General features: G+C 74.9%; 9 protein-coding genes. 3 read left to right on the forward strand and 6 right to left on the reverse strand.

Going from position 1 to position 15,514, the window contains the following annotated elements:
- Positions 1–188: 188 nt before the first annotated feature.
- Together M8C11_RS13685 and M8C11_RS13690 are read left to right on the forward strand one after the other, a co-directional pair.
- Positions 189–1,616, forward strand: coding sequence for a UDP-glucose/GDP-mannose dehydrogenase family protein (locus tag M8C11_RS13685; RefSeq protein WP_252449796.1), 1,428 nt, complete (start codon positions 189–191; stop codon positions 1,614–1,616).
- A 162-nt stretch (positions 1,617–1,778) separates the two neighbouring features.
- Positions 1,779–6,692, forward strand: coding sequence for an SCO7613 C-terminal domain-containing membrane protein (locus tag M8C11_RS13690; protein ID WP_252449798.1), 4,914 nt, complete (start codon positions 1,779–1,781; stop codon positions 6,690–6,692).
- Between the two features lie 386 nt (positions 6,693–7,078).
- Here M8C11_RS13690 and purE read toward each other — a convergent pair whose 3' ends face one another.
- The 6 genes from purE to mca all read right to left on the reverse strand — a co-directional run bounded on the left by purE (position 7,079) and on the right by mca (position 14,805).
- Positions 7,079–7,570 carry a 5-(carboxyamino)imidazole ribonucleotide mutase gene (purE, locus tag M8C11_RS13695; protein ID WP_252449799.1) on the reverse strand — a complete coding sequence of 164 codons (492 nt, stop codon included), beginning with the start codon at positions 7,568–7,570 and terminating at the stop codon, positions 7,079–7,081.
- Entirely contained in the window at positions 7,570–8,727 is a 1,158-nt protein-coding gene (locus M8C11_RS13700) for a 5-(carboxyamino)imidazole ribonucleotide synthase (protein ID WP_252449800.1), read from the reverse strand. The genes purE and M8C11_RS13700 overlap by 1 nt, the downstream gene beginning before the upstream one ends.
- A gap of 64 nt (positions 8,728–8,791) precedes the next feature.
- On the reverse strand, positions 8,792–10,828 hold the full coding sequence (locus tag M8C11_RS13705; protein ID WP_252449801.1) for a thioredoxin domain-containing protein: 2,037 nt from the start codon (positions 10,826–10,828) through the stop codon (positions 8,792–8,794).
- A 50-nt stretch (positions 10,829–10,878) separates the two neighbouring features.
- Positions 10,879–13,374, reverse strand: a complete 2,496-nt coding sequence (locus M8C11_RS13710) for an EAL domain-containing protein (protein WP_252449830.1) — start codon at positions 13,372–13,374, stop codon at positions 10,879–10,881.
- Positions 13,375–13,590: 216 nt separating this feature from the next.
- On the reverse strand, positions 13,591–13,875 hold the full coding sequence (locus M8C11_RS13715; RefSeq protein ID WP_120571568.1) for a hypothetical protein: 285 nt from the start codon (positions 13,873–13,875) through the stop codon (positions 13,591–13,593).
- Positions 13,876–13,923: 48 nt separating this feature from the next.
- Positions 13,924–14,805: a mycothiol conjugate amidase Mca gene (gene mca, locus M8C11_RS13720; protein WP_252449802.1), complete on the reverse strand. Its 882-nt coding sequence runs from the start codon at positions 14,803–14,805 to the stop codon at positions 13,924–13,926.
- A gap of 242 nt (positions 14,806–15,047) precedes the next feature.
- Between mca and M8C11_RS13725 the strand changes: the two genes are divergently transcribed.
- Positions 15,048–15,482, forward strand: a complete 435-nt coding sequence (locus tag M8C11_RS13725) for a DUF4307 domain-containing protein (protein WP_121684807.1) — start codon at positions 15,048–15,050, stop codon at positions 15,480–15,482.
- Positions 15,483–15,514: the final 32 nt, after the last annotated feature.

Consider the following 15,514-nt stretch of genomic DNA (forward strand, 5'->3'; position numbering starts at 1 on the left):
CTGCCGCAAACTGAAGGATAGCCACCGGCCCCGGCCGAACCTTACCGGCGGGTAGGCTCGCGCCCGAGCCTCGCCCGCCCGACCCGATTACCCTCACAGCAGACATCCAGTTCCCTCGGTGCCCGGCTCGGCGCCCCAGCAGAATGCGACGCGTGGAAGCGCCGCCAGTGCGAGCGGAGAAGACAGGCGTGACGATTCCGTACCCGAACACCCAGCCGATGCCCGCCATCGCCGCGGTGACCCCGCCGTCCGGCGCCGCCCGCCCGCGGGTGACCTTCCTCGGCACCGGCTACCTCGGTGCGACCTACGCCATCTGCTACGCCGAACTGGGCTACGAGGTGCTCGGCTTCGACGTCGACACGGACAAGATCGCCAAGCTGAACGCGGGCGAGGTGCCGATTCACGAGCCGGGCCTCGACGAGCTGCTGCGGCGCAACCTGGCCGCCGGCCGGCTGCGGTTCAGCACCGACATCCAGGAGACCGCCGACTTCGGCGACGTCCACTTCATCTGCGTCGGCACCCCGCAGCGGGCCGACGGGATGGGCGCCGACCTGTCGTACGTCGAGGCGTCCGTGACCAGCCTCGCCCAGCACCTGACCCGCAAGGCGCTGATCGTCGGCAAGTCCACCGTGCCGGTGGGCACCGCCGAGTGGGTGGAGCAGCTCGTCGGCAAGCACACCCCGGCCGATCTCGGCGTCGAGGTGGCGTGGAGCCCCGAGTTCCTCCAGGAGGGCTTCGCCGTCGACGACGTGCTCCGTCCGAACCGCATCGTGGTCGGCGTCAAGAGCGAGTGGGCCAACGGCATGCTCTTCGCCGCCCACAAAGGCGTCTTCGACCTCGCCGCCACCGAGGACCGCGAGGTGCCGCTGGTGGTCACCGACTTCGCCACCGCCGAGCTGGTCAAGGTCGCCGCGAACGCGTTCCTCGCCACCAAGATCTCCTTCATCAACGCGATGGCCGAGGTCTGCGAGGCGGCCGGCGGCGACGTCACCCAGCTCGCCCGCTCGATCGGCTACGACCCGCGTATCGGCAACCGCTTCCTCCAGGCCGGGCTGGGCTTCGGCGGCGCCTGCCTGCCCAAGGACATCCGCGCCTTCCAGGCCCGGGCGCAGGAGCTGGGCGCCGGTGAGGCGCTGCGCTTCCTGCACGAGGTCGACCTGATCAACCAGCGCCGCCGCAGCCGCGTGGTGCAGCTCGCCGCCGAACTGCTCGGCCGCCGCTCCGGCCCGGCCGGCCCGGACCTGTCCGGCACCCGGGTCGCGGTGCTCGGCGCCACGTTCAAACCCAACACCGACGACGTACGCGACGCGCCGGCGCTCGCGGTCGCCTCGCTGCTCGGCAAGGCCGGCGCCGACGTGCACGTGTTCGACCCGCAGGGGATCGAGAACGCGCGCCGGGCGGTGCCCGAGCTGACGTACGAGGAGACCATGAACGACGCCGTCCGCGGCGCCGACCTGGTCTGCGTGCTCACCGAGTGGGCCGAGTTCCGCAACGCCGACCCGGTCGCCTTGGGCGAGCTGGCGAACGGCCGCAAGGTGGTCGACGGGCGCAACTGCCTCGACTCGACACTGTGGACGCAGGCCGGCTGGGAGTACCGCGGCATGGGCCGCCCCTGACCCGCTGACCGTGCGGACCGGCCGCCGGGGAACGTCTTCCCGGCGGCCGGTCCGTTTTTGTTGTCCGGAACGCGGCGGCAACTGTCGAAATCCCGGCCCACTCAAGGCATGCTGCCTCTGGGAGGTCCACAGTGCGGGGGCACGGGCGGACGGGAGACTGTCGTGGAGAGCTTCAGGTGCGCCTCGTGCGGGCAGGACATCAAGCCCGCCGTCGTCTGCCCGCACTGCGGCGCGCACCAGCCCCAGTGGGCCGAGCACCTGGCCGACATCGAGCGCTCGATCGCCGAGATGAAGGCCCGCGACGCCGAGATCGCCCGGGAACAGCGGCAGATCGCCGCCAAGATGCAGGCCGCCCTCTTCCAGCGGGACATCCTGGCGCACGCCGGTGAGGAACGGATCCGGCAGGCCACCCGGCCGCGCCGGGTCCTGCGCCGCCGGCCCGGCCGCCGCCCGCCCACCGCCGCCACCGGCGCGCCGCCCCGGGTGCCCCGCCAGGGCACCCCGCCGCCCGGCCCACCGGAGGACCTGCCCCCGTCGCCGCCGCGCGGTCGCCCGCGCTGGCTCGACGCGGACGACCCGGAGCACCCGCCCGAGGCGTCCTCGCGCGAGGTGCAGAACATCCCGCTCGGGCTGGGCGCGCTCCTGCTCGGCGTCGCCGCCGTGGTCTTCGCCGCGGTCGCCACCAGCTCGATGGACGCGCTGGCCCGCCTCGGCGTACTGCTCGTGGCGACGGCGCTGATGCTGCTCGCCCCGCCGGTGCTGGCCCGGCGCGGGCTCACCTCCACCGCCGAGACCATCGCCGCGGTCGGGTTGCTGCTGGTGCCGCTGGCCGGGTACGCGCTCTGGGCCGTGGACCGGATCGGCGGCGGCTCGTCGGGCGCCGCGTTCGCCGGGGCGATCTTCCTGGTCACCACGCTCGTCGCCCTCGGGTACGCGTACGGGACCGGTCTGCGCGCACCGCGCTTCGCCACTGTGCTGGCCGCCCAGCCGGTGCTGCCCCTGCTGGCGTACGAGCGGATCACCGGGCCGGTCGGCTGGGCGCTGGTGCTGACCGTGGTGGCCGTGCTCGACCTGGCGCTCGCCCGCTCGGCGGTGGTACGCGAGCGCCCCGTCCGGCGTGACCTGCCCGCCACCGAGCCGGCCCCGCCCGTCCCGCCCCGGCAACGCGCCGACGACGACCGGCCCGAGTCGGCGCCGGAGGAGTCCGCCGAGGTGCTGGGCGGTGAGACGCCGCCGGGTCCGGCCGCCACCGCCACCGCCCGGCCGGTGCCCTGGCTGCCCGAGCTGACCTGGCTGCTGCACGGCGTGGCGGTCGCGTTCGCGCTGGCGTACGCGGTCACCGGCCTGCTGCGCGCCACCACGGTGCCGCCGGCCGCAGCCGCGGGCACGGTGCTGCTGCTCGCCGCCCTGGTCGCGCTGGCCGGGACGCTGGTGCTGCGCCGGCCGCCGCTGCCGGACGTGGGCGCCGGCATCCTCACGCTGGCGGTCATCGGCGCGCTCGGGCGGGTCGCCTCGGTGGCCCTGCCCGGCCGGTCCCTGCTGCTCATCTCCGCCGTCATAGCGCTGACCGGGCTCGCCGTCCGGGCCGTACCGGAGACGGCCCGGCGTGGTCCGCAGATCGCCTCCGCGGTGGCGCTCACGGTCAGCGGCCTGGTGGTGGCCGGTGGCGCGCTGCGCGCCGGGCTGGCCCCGGTCCGGGCCGCGCTGCCCGCGTGGTCGGCGGACCTGAGCGGGTGGCACGCCGAGCTGGCCCGGGCGGTCGGCCCGACCGGCTGGCAGCTCGCGGCCAGCGCGTTGCTGCTTACCGTCGCCGCCGTGATCGCGTTGCCGGCCGAGATCCGGCGCGAGTTCGCCGTGGTCGGTGCGGCGCTCACCGCGCTCGCCGTACCCGCGTCGCTCGGTCTGGGCTGGGCGGCGGCCTGCTGGCCGATGCTGCTGACCGCTGTCGCGGTCGGCGTGCTCGGGCTGACCGCACGCACCGAACGGGCCGCGGTGGCGCACGCCGTGACAGCGGGCGGGCTGGGCCTGATCGGCGCGGGCGCGGCGCTCGCCCGCCCGGCGCTCACCGCCGCCGCGCTGACGGTGCTGTTCCTGGCCGGGGCGCTGGTGTCCCTCGCCCCACGGGTCCGGCTCGCCGCCGCCGCGACGGAGACGGTCTGCGCCTGGGCCGCGGGTGGCGCGGCGTTCGCCCTGCCCGGCGCCGTCGCCGCGTTCGTGGCGGCCACGGTGCCGACGCCGCCGGTCGCCACACCGGCGAACCTGCGCGAGATCACCGTGCCGATCCTCGCGGCGAGCTTCCTCGCCGTCTGCGTCACGCTCGGCTACGCCGCCCTGGTGCAGGTGGCGCAGCGGCATCTGAGCATGCCGCACGCGCTCGGTACGGTGCTCGGTGCGGTGGCAGTCGCCGCCGCCGCGTTCGGCGCGCCTGGTGCGACCTCGGCCGACGCCTGGGTGGGCAGCCTGCTCCTGGTCGCCGCCGCGCTGCTGGCGCTCGCTCCGCGCATCGACGCCGGGCGCCGCGCCGACATGTCTCTCGACGGGTCCGACCTGGCGCTGGCCGCCACCACGGTGGCGCTCGTCGCCACGCTGGCCCGGATCGCCGCGGTGCTCGCCCCCGGCGGCCAGCTCGTGGTGGCCTCCGCGCTGGTGCTGCTGGTCGCGGTGGCCGCCCGGGCGCTGCCCGACGAGTGGCGGCGCGGCCCGATCCTCGGCATCGCCGCCGGTGGCACGTTGATCGGGTTGATCGCCGCCTGGAGCGCCTTGCGCGGCGGGCTCGGCGTGCTCGCCACGCCCGGTCCGATCTGGGCCGGCGACCTGACCGGCTGGCCGGCCGCGCCGACCGGCGGCTCGACCTGGCAGGCCCCGGTGGCGCTGGCGCTGCTGGCGGTGACAGCGGCCATCCTGCTGCCGCCACCGTGGAAGTACGACGTCTCCGGCCTGGCCGCCGTGCTCGCCACGGTGGGCGCCCCCGCCGCGTTCGACCTGCCCTGGTGGTCCCCGGTGCTGGTCGGCTGCATGGTCGCCACCGTCTACGGCATGGCCGCCGCGGCCGCTGTCGATCCCCGGGCCGCGCTGTCCCGGGCCACCGTGGCCGGGGTGGTGGCGCTGCACGCGGCCGGGGCCGGGCTGGTACGGCCGTGGACCACCGCGCTGGCGCTCGGCAGCATCGCGCTGATCGGCGCGACGGTGGCCGCAGTGGCCCGCACGCTCGCGCCGTCGCTCGTCGACGACATCCGCACCGAGGGCATGCCGCCGTACCTGGTGCAGGTGGGCGGCGCGGGTGCCGGAGCCGCAGTGCTCGCGCTGCCCGGCGCGGTGGCCGCGCTGGCAGTCGAGTACGGCCGCCCGCCCCAGGTGGTGCTCACCGCCGCGCTCGCCGCCGCCAGCATCGGTCTGGCCGCGATCGCGGCGGTACGCCGGCAGGTGCCGCAGTACCTTCCGTACGCCAGCGTCGCGGTGGTCGGCGCGGCCACCGTCACCGCCGCCGCGGCGCTCGCTGTCGGCCTGCCGGCGGGCGTGTTCGCCGCCGCCGCCGCGCTGCTCGGTGTGCTCGCCGAGCTGGTGCGGGCCGCCACCGTCCCGCCCGCCGGTTCGGGTCGGCCGGTACGCCGCTGGACCGTGCTGCTCAACGGCGCGCTACGGCGTGCCCCGGACGACCCCGAGCTGCGCTGGCGGGTCAGCCCGGCCGCCGGTGCGCTCGCCGCCGCGGCGCTGCCCACCGCGCTGGCCCTGGCCACCCTGGCGCCGTCGCTCGTGGTGGCGCTGTTCTCGCCCTTCGCGGTGCTGAGCCGGGTGTGGCAGGGCCCGCCACCGGAGTTGCTGACCCCGCCGCCGGAGGCGGTCAACCCCACGCACGTGCTCACCGCACTGCTGCTGACAGTGACCGCGGCACTCGCCGCCACCGGATTCAGCGGCGGGCGCCGGTCCCGGGCGGTGCCGGTGATCCTGCCCGGCGCGGCGATCACGCTGCTGATCACGCCGGTGGCGCTCGGCAAGGGCTGGCCGGTGACCGCACTGGCCGCGCTCGCGGTGTTCACCATCTCGATGCTCGGGCTGGCGCTCACCCCGCCGCCGGCGATCGCCGAGCCGGGCCGGTCGATCCGGGTGGCCCGGGTGCTGGTCTTCGCGCTCGGGCTGGCCGCCGGTGGCGCCGGGCTCGCCGGCAGCCTCGCCACGAGCGACCTGACCGTGTTCACGCTCGGCGGGGCGGTCGGCGTGGGTGCCGTCGCCGCGCTGTTCGGCACCACCCAGCGGGCGCGCATCCTGGGCTGGTTGTTCGGCTCGGTGATGGCTCAGCTGTTCGTGCTCACGATCGGCCTGAAGTCCGGGCTGGCGGCCGTCTGGTCCGCGTTCGGGGTGCTCGCGGTCGGCGCGGCGTTGCAGGTGTTCGCCGCCACGCTGCCCCGGCTGCGCCGCCCCGAGGCGTACCGGGAGGCGGCCACAGTCGAGTGGAGCGGCTACGGGGCGGCGCTCATCGCGCTGGCGCTGGCGTACGACTCGCCCCGGCACATCGCCGCGCTGCTGGCCGCATGGGGCGCGGTCCTCGGGGTGGCGGCCAGCCGTCCGGGACGCCGGCCGATGGAGCGCAACCTTCTGTTCTGGGCGGTGGTGGCCTGCGAGATCAGCGCCTGGTGGATCCTGATGCGGGTGGCCGACGTGGCGCTGCCGGAGGCGTACACGCTGCCGTTCGCCGCGCTCGCCCTGCTGGTCGGCGTCCTGCAACTGCGGCACCGGCCCGACCTGTCGAGCTGGGTGGCGTACGGGCCGGCGCTGGTCACCGCGTTCCTGCCCACGCTGGCGATCGTCATCGCGACCGAATCGAGCATGCTGCGTCAGGTGCTGCTGCTGCTCGGCGCCGTCGCGGTGCTGATCTTCGGCTCGACCAGCCGGCAGCAGGCCCCGGTGATCGTCGGCGCGACGGTGACCGCGATCGCGGCCGTGCACGCGTTGTTCAGCCTCGGCCCGTGGCTGGTGCTGATCCCGGTCGGCATCGTGCTGCTGGTGCTCGGTGCGAGCAACGAACGTCGCCGTCGCGCCCAGGAACGCCTCCAGACCGCGCTGCGCGGCATGCGGTGAGCCGTCCGGCCCGGGCCGCGACTGACCCGGGCTGTGACTGGCCCGGGCTGTGACCCCGCCTGGCTGTGACTGGTCGGCCTAGCCGGCTCACGCCCAGGTCTGCGGCACCCTGCGAGACCGCCCTCAACCCGGTCACGCTCCGTGCCGGCCGGGCGCGGCGGGAGCATTCCCCTCAGCCGCCTTTGCTCTGCACCCACCGACGCAGCAGTTACCCGACGTGACAGTCGCCGTCGCCGAGCCGTCGGCGTCGAAATGCCGCGTCGCAGTTCAGGGCCATGGTGCGTCGATGGCTGCAGAGCAAAGGCGGCGGAGGGCAGCAACCCTCGCCCACCAGGTTGGTCACGCAGAGCAACCGAGCGGGGTTGAGCACGCAGGGTGACGAGTGGTCAGATCAGGGAGGCGCGCAGCGCGGCTTCCTTCTCGGCGACCAGATCCTCCAGGCTCGCCTGGTAGGCGGCCATCCTGTCGCGCAGCACGGGGTCGGAAGCGCCCAGGATGCGTACCGCCAGCAGGCCGGCGTTGCGGGCGTTGCCGATCGACACGGTGGCGACCGGCACGCCCGCCGGCATCTGCACGATGGACAGCAGCGAGTCCATGCCGTCCAGGTACTTCAGCGGCACCGGGACGCCGATGACCGGCAGCGGGGTGACCGAGGCGACCATGCCGGGCAGGTGGGCCGCTCCGCCCGCCCCCGCGATGATCACCTGGACACCACGGCCGGCGGCGGCGCGGCCGTACTCGATCATCTTGTCCGGGGTGCGGTGTGCGGAGACCACGCCCACCTCGTACGGCACGCCGAACTCGTCGAGCGCCTCGGCGGCGGCCTTCATGACCGGCCAGTCCGAGTCGCTGCCCATGATCAGCCCGACGGTGCTCATCACTGCCCCTCCTGGAGCCAGCGGGCGGCACGCGCGGCCCGGGCCCGTACGTCGTCGAGGTCGTTGCCGAGCACGGTGACGTGCCCGATCTTGCGGCCCGGGCGGACCTGCTTGCCGTACAGGTGGACCTTGGCCCCGGGCTCGGCGGCGAACAGGTGGTGCAGCCGCTCGTCGACGGACATGCCGCCCGGCTCGCCGCCCAGCACGTTCGCCATCACCACGACCGGCGCGGTCAGCGAGGTGTCCCCCATCGGGTAGTCGAGCACCGCCCGCAGGTGCTGCTCGAACTGCGAGGTCCGGGCCCCCTCGATGGTCCAGTGCCCGGAGTTGTGCGGCCGCATCGCCAGCTCGTTGACGACCAGCCCGGAGGGCGTGTCGAACAGCTCCACCGCGAGCAGACCGACCACGCCGAGCGCGGTGGCCAGGTCGATGGCGAGCTGCTGCGCGGCGACGGCCTGCTCCTCCGGCAGGTCGGGCGCGGGCGCCAGCACCTCGACGCAGATGCCGTCGCGCTGCACGGTCTCCACCACCGGGTACGCGGCCACCTGCCCGAACGGCGAGCGGGCCACCTGCACGGCCAACTCCCGGCGCAGCGCCACCCGCTCCTCGACCAGCAGCGGGGTGCCACCGGCGAGCAGGGTGGCGGCCAGCTCGCCGGCCTGGCCGGCGTCGTCGACCATCCAGACGCCGCGACCGTCGTAGCCGCCCCGGGCGGCCTTGAGCACCACCGGCCAGCCGGTCTCCTCGCCGAAGGCGATCAGGTCGGCCGGGGACTCCACCGGACGCCAGGCCGGGTTCGGCGCGCCCAGCTCGCCGAGCCGTTCCCGCATCACCCGCTTGTCCTGCGCGTGCACCAGCGCCTCGGCCGGCGGGAACAGCTTCACGCCCTCGTCGGTCAGGGCGCGGATGTGCTCGTTGGGGACGTGCTCGTGGTCGAAGGTGACCACGTCGCAGCCCTTGGCGAACGTACGCAGCGCGGCCAGGTCGGTGTGGTCGCCGTACTGGACGTCGGCGGCGACCAGCGCGGCGCCGTCATCCGGGGCTTGCGCCAGCACGCGCAGCGACTGGCCGAGAGCGATGGCGGCCTGGTGGGTCATCCGGGCGAGCTGGCCGCCACCCACCATGCCCACGACGGGGAGACCGGTACGGGAGTCCATAGCGCCGCCAGCCTATAAGGGCCGGTACCGGGCCGGACCGTGAGGGCGGCCCGGCCCGCCCCGCTCAGCCGAGCTGCGCGATCAGCTCGTCGACGCCGGTCACCGGCCGCTGGCAGACGAAGCCCCGGCAGACGTACGCGGCGGGCCGCCCGTCGACGAACGGCCGCCCGGCCAGCAGCGGCACGCCGGGCTGGTCCGGGGCGCCGGCCACCACCACCGCGCCGGGCGGGGCGTGGCGCCGCGCCGCGGCCACCAGCGGGTCGCCCTCCGGGTCGCCGGTCGCCACCGCGATCTCGTACGGCCCGGACAGCAGCGCCTCGCCGACGGTGGCCGCGTACCCGGTGAACCGGGCGTGCCGGTCGACGATCGGCGCGACAGTCGACAGCGTCTTCTCGGCCGCCTCCCGGTAGCGGGTCTCCCCGGTCAGCGCCGCGTACGCCACGAGCGCCGCGACGATCGCCGACCGGCCCGACGGGGTCGCGTTGTCGGTCGGGTCGGCGGGCCGGGTGACCAGGCGCTCGGCGTCGTCGGCGGTGTCGTAGAAGGCGCCGTCCGGGCCGGCGAACCGGGCCAGCGCCACGTCGAGCAGCTCGCCGGCCAGGCTCAGCCACCGCCCCTCGCCGGTGAGCTGGTGCATCGCGCAGAACGCCTCGGCCACGCAGCCGTAGTCCTCCAGCACGCCGGCCGGCTGACCCACGACCTTGTCCCGGGAGACCCGGCGCAGCCGGCCGTCCACCAGGTGCGCGGCGGCCAGGTGCTCGGCGGCGTCCCGCATCGCGCCGTCGGAGACGATGAGGACGCCGTCCATCAGGTTCGCGTCCTCGTCGTCGGACGACACGAGCAGCGCGGCGACCTGCTGGAACTCCGCGATGGCGGTGATCGCGAGCCCGTTCCAGGCGGCCACCACCTTGTCGTCGCGGGCCGGCTGAGGGCGGGTGTCGCGAGCGGCCAGCAGCCGGCCCACCACGTCCTGCCAGCGGGCCCGCACCTCGGGGTCGGCGTCGTCGACGTCCCGCGCCAGCCGCAGCACGCTGGTGCCGTGCTCGAACGTGCCGTCGGCGGTGACGCCGAACAGGTCCGCGGCGAACCGGCCGTCGTCCTCCCCCAGCACCTCGGCGAGCTGGTCGGGCGTCCAGACGTAGGTGAGCCCCTCGACGCCCTCGGTGTCCGCGTCGAGCGCCGAGGCGAAGCCCTCACCGGCGCGGTGCAGCTCGTCGGCGAGGAACCGGGCGGTGTCGCGGGCCACCCGGCGGGCCAGCCGGTCGCCGGTGAGCCGCCAGAGCTGGGTGTAGACCCGCAGCAGCAGCGCGTTGTCGTAGAGCATCTTCTCGAAGTGCGGCACGGTCCAGTGGCCGTCCACCGAATAGCGGGCGAAGCCGCCCGCGAGCTGGTCGTTGAGGCCGCCGCGAGCCATCGCCTCGCAGGTGTGCCGGACGATCTCCAGGCTGCGCGCCGAGCCGGTGCGCTGGTGGTGCCGGAGCAGGAACAGCAGGTTCATGTGCGGCGGGAACTTCGGCGCGCCGCCGAAACCGCCGTTCGTCTCGTCGTACTCCCGGGCGAGCTGACCGGCGGCGGCGTCGAGCAGTTCGGCGGTGAGCGGGGCGGTGACGCCGCCGACTGCCTGCGCGCCGCCGATCGCCTCGACCACGGCGGCACCCTGCCGCAGCACCGCCTCGCGCTGGTCGCGCCAGGCGGTGGCGACCGAGCCGAGCAGGCGGACGAAGTTGGCGCGGGGGAAGTACGTGCCGCAGAAGAACGGGGTGCCGTCCGGCGTGGCGAAGACGGTCATCGGCCAGCCGCCCTGCCCGGTCATCGCCTGGGTGGCGGTCATGTAGACCGCATCGACGTCGGGGCGCTCCTCGCGGTCGACCTTGACGCAGACGAAGTCGTCGTTCATCAGCCGGGCCACTGCCTCGTTCTCGAACGACTCGTGGGCCATCACGTGGCACCAGTGGCAGGCCGCGTAGCCGACCGAGATCAGCACCGGCACGTCGCGCCGCTTCGCCTCGGCGAACGCCTCGTCGCACCACGGCCACCAGTCGACCGGGTTGTCGGCGTGCTGGAGCAGATAGGGCGAGGTGGCCTTGGCGAGTCGGTTCACCACCCGACCCTATCCACCATCGCCTTCCGACGCCGCCGGTGCGGCAGGGGTCAGGAGGCGCCGTCGGCGCGCAGCGGGAAGACGTTGCCCGGAGCGGCGTCGCGCAGCGACCCCAGCACCGCGGCGATCTTGTCGGCCGGCATCGGCTTGAAGAAGTGGTAGCCCTGGGCGGCGGTGCAGCCCAGCTCGGCCAGCGCGGTGCGTTGCTCGGCGGTCTCCACGCCCTCGGCCACCACCCGCAGCCCCAGCTCGTGGGCCAGCCCGACGGTGGTCCGGACGATCGCCGCCGCCTCCGGTGAGTCGGCCATCCGGAGCACGAACGAGCGGTCCACCTTCAACTCGTCCACGGCGATCCGGGTGAGGAACGTCAGCGACGAGAACCCGGTGCCGAAGTCGTCCACGGCGAGCTGCACGCCCATGCCGCGCAGCGTGGCCAGCACCTCGTCGATGACCTCCAGCTCGCTCATCACCACCGTCTCGGTGATCTCCAGGACCAGCCGGTGCGGCGGCACCTGGTGGCGACGCAGCGCCTCCTCGATCTCGGCGGGCAGCCGCGGGTCGAGCAGGCTGCGCGCGGACAGGTTCACCGAGATCGGGACGTCCAGGCCGTCCCGCGCCCAGCCGGAGGCGACCGCCAGCGCCTTGTCCAGCACGTACCGGGTGAAGCTGCCGAGCTGCTCGCTGTTCTCCACCGGGCGGATGAAGTCGGCCGGGCCGAGCCAGCCCCGGCGCGGATGCCGCCACCGGATCAGCGCCTCCACCCCGGTCGGCGCGCCGGTCGCCAGGTCCACCGCCGGTTGCAACGCCAGCACCAGCTGGTCGTCGGCGGCCAGGGCCTCCCGCATCTCCGCGAGCAACGCCAGGTGGTCGGTGCTCGCCGCGTCGCGGGAACTGTCGTACGCGGCGACGCTGCCGCCGCCCTCCTTCGCCTGGTACATGGCGATGTCGGCGCGCCGCAGCAGCTCGGTCAGGTCGGCCGCGCCCGCGTCGGCGACCACCACGCCCACCGCCACCTCGACGGACATCCGTACCCCGGCCACCTCGGTCGGAGCGGCGAGGCGCTCGGCGACCTCCCGGGCCTGGCGCAGCGCGTACGCCAGCGGGGCCGTCCGGTCCTCGACCAGCGGAACCGAGGTCAGCAGCAGGGCGAACTCGTCGCCGCCGAGGCGCCCGAGCAGGTCACCCGGCCGGGTCAGCGCGGCGAGACGGTTGGAGGTGAGCCGCAGCAACTGGTCGCCCGCCGAGTGCCCGAGCGTGTCGTTGACCTCCTTGAACTGGTTCACGTCGAGCAGCAGCAGGGCCACCGGGTGGTCGTGCGCGCGCTGCCGCAGCGCCTGGTCCCCCTTGGCCAGCAGCGCCGCCCGGTTGAGCAGTCCGGTGAGCTGGTCGTGCACCGCGTCGTACGACGAGCGGGCGGTGACCAGACGAAGCTCCCGGTGCGTGGCGGCGTCGTGCAGGGCGGCGGCCAGGGCGTCGCCGAAGGCCGCCACGCCGTCGCGTTCCCGGGCGCTCGGCGGGGCGGACCGGGCGAACCGCACCCGCAGGTGCCCGACCTCGGCCGATCCCACCGCGAGGCGCCGCACCAGTTCGTGCTCCCCCGGGTCGGCGCCGGCGGACGGCTCCACCTCCCGGTCGCGGACCTGCCCGCCGCGGTCGGCCCGGTAGCGGCGCCAGCGGCCCTCGCCCCGGGCCACGTCGACCTCGACCAGTTCCGCGCCGAACAGGGTGAGCGCGCCGGTCACCGCGGCGGTCGCCACGCCGCGCTCGTCGAGCTGGTTGAGCGCGGCGGTGGCCTCGGCGAACGCCCGCCAGGTGCGCCGCTCCTGGTCGGCGCGGAGCCGGTGCCGGTAGGTCTGCTGGAGCAGCCAGAGCGGTGGCGGCAGGAGCAGCAGCCAGCGCGCGTCGAGTTCGAGCAGCGCGACGACCACCAGGCCGACCGCCACGTTGCCGACGAACATGAGCAGCTTGCCGCGCAGCGCGGCGAGCAGCGGCGGCCCGATCGCGATGCCGTGCCGCAGGGCGAGCGTGACGGCGCCCAGGAAGGCGGTGGTCAGCAGGTACGCGACCGCGGCGGCGGTGAGCGTGAGCGCCAGCTCCGGGGTGGGCGCGGCGAGCAGCGGCGGGCCGAGCGCGGTGGCCACGGCCGCGGCGAGCGCGGTGGCGGCGGTGAGCGTACCGGCGATCCCGACCAGTTCCAGTGCGGGACGGCGGTCGGAGACCACCGACATCGCGGTCCAGGCGGCGCCCACGCCCAGCAGGGCGGCGGCCGGGAGCCAGCCGGCCGGCACCAGCCAGAGGCAGACCACGAGCGCGGCCTCGCCCCAGGTGATGCTCACCATGCCCGAGGCGCTGCGGAAGCGCAGCCGGGCGAGCTGGGCCACCGCGAACGCGGCGGCGGCGATGCCGAAGCGCGCCGGACCGGGCAGTGCCTCGCCGGCCGGCAGGTGCGACGGGACGGTGAGGCCGAGCGCGGCGGCGAGCAGACCGGTCAGCGCGACCGCGACGGTGAGCAGGACGACGCCCACCGGTGTCCCGCGCAGGCCGATCCGGTCGGGGGAACGGTCGGCCGGCTCGGTGGTCACGGGGCCGCCCCGTCAACGGGTCGGGCCGGGGCATGGTCGGGGGCCGGTGCTGTCTTCGACATCGGCGTCCCCCTTCCGCGCAGGGTCCGGGGCCTGACGGTCCCCCCGGCGGAAGGCTAAGCCAAAGCCGGTGGTCGCAACAGGGGGCGACGACCGGCTTCGACGTGATTCACGCGGTGTTCAGCTGTTCCGGTGCTGCTGGGAGCCGTTGGGCGCGTTCGTCGGTGAATCCTGCTCGACGAGCCCGTCTGTCGGATCGGCGACTGCGGAATCGGCCCGGCCCGGGGCGCCCTGCTGCGGGAAGCGGTCGGGCAGCCGGCGCAGCCGGGCGTTCATGTTGCGGATCAGCAGGACGGTGACGGTGGCCAGCGCGACGATCAGGAAGAGGCCCATCGGACCGGCCAGACCACCCGTGCGGGTGTCACCGAAGTTGTTCTGCGCGAGCACCTCGACGGTGGTCAGCATGGTGTTCCTCCGATGTGCGACTGAGCACCAGGGTAGCCCCCGGCCCGGTCAGTGGGCACGGCACGCCTCACGTACGCCCGCGAACAGGTCGGACTCGGGCAGCGGGCTGTCGACCAGCGAACGGGCGAGTTGGAAGTCCTCCGTCGGCCAGGCGCGCTTCTGCAGCTCCATCGGCACCTGGAACCAGAAGCCGTCCGGGTCGATCTGGGTGGCGTGCGCGCGCAGCGCGTCGTCGCGGACCGGGAAGTAGTCGGCGCACTCGACCCGGGTGGTGATCCGGGCGCCCTTGTCGGGGCGCTCGTCCCAGCGCTTCATCCACTCGCCGTACGGCGATTCGAGCCCGGCGGCGAGCACCGCCTCGTGCAGACTCATGATCTTGGCGCGGGAGAAGCCCACGTCGTAGTAGAGCTTCAGCGGCTGCCACGGCTCGCCCACCTCGGGGTGGCGCTCGGGGTCACCGGCCGCGTCGAACGCCGCCACGGTGATCTTGTGGGTCATGATGTGGTCGGGGTGCGGGTAGCCGCCCTCCTCGTCGTACGTGGTGACGACGTGCGGGCGGAACTGCCGCATCAGGCGCACCAGCGGCGCGGCGGCGACGTCCACGTCCTGGAGGGCGAAGCAGCCCTCGGGCAGCGGCGGCAGCGGGTCGCCCTCGGGCAGCCCGGAGTCGACGAAGCCGAGCCACGCCTGCTCGACGCCGAGGATGGCCCGGGCGGCGTCCATCTCGGCGCGCCGGATGTCACCGATGTTCGCCCAGACGTCGGGGCGGTCCATCTTGGGGTTGAGCACACTGCCCCGCTCGCCACCGGTGGCGGTGACGACCAGGACGTCCACCCCCTCGGCGACGTATTTCGCCATCATGGCGGCGCCCTTGCTCGACTCGTCGTCGGGATGGGCGTGCACCGCCATGAGACGCAGCTGTTCTGCCACCTTCGGCGCTCCTCGTCTGTGCCCGCCGACCGGCCCCCGGGCCGACCGGCTGACCTGCCGGAATCTCCCCCCGCGCCCGCGAAAGCCCCCGTGACGGCCGGCCGGGCCCGCCACCGGAGTGGCCAGGGCCACGCCCGCCGGTCCAGGCCGACCTGCCATCCTTGACTCAGCGCCGGGCTGGGAAGATGGACCTAGCCATTCTTGCCGATGCCGCCGACAACAACGCCAGGAGATACCCGCCGGTGAGCGAGACGCACGCCACAGTCGCCGCGGAGGCGCCGGCCTTCCCGCCGGGCCGCTACGGCCGCCGCCGGGAGCCGGGACGCCGCCGGCCACTCCTGCTCGCCCTCACTGTGACGGTCCTCCTCGCCGTCCTCGGGCTGGGCGCGGCGAAGCTCTACTACCAGTACGGCGACCCGCAGTACCAGGGCGAGATGATCAGCTACACCGACATCACCGACTCCCGGGTGGTGGTCGACTTCCGGGTCACCGTGCCGCCGGGCGGCTCCGCCACCTGTCTGCTGCGGGCCCGCTCGCACGACGGGGCACAGGTGGGCAGCGCCGAGACCACCGTGACCGCGGAGCCCGGCCAGCGCCACATCCGCACCCGGCAGGAGGTGCCCACGAGCGCCCGGCCGTTCATCGGCGAGGTCCTGCGCTGCCGGCCCGCCGGCTGAGCCGGACCGCCGGCGAGTCGCCGGCCACCGCA

The sequence above is a fragment of the Micromonospora sp. CPM1 genome (assembly GCF_023896895.1).
GTDB classification, from domain to species: domain Bacteria; phylum Actinomycetota; class Actinomycetes; order Mycobacteriales; family Micromonosporaceae; genus Micromonospora; species Micromonospora tulbaghiae.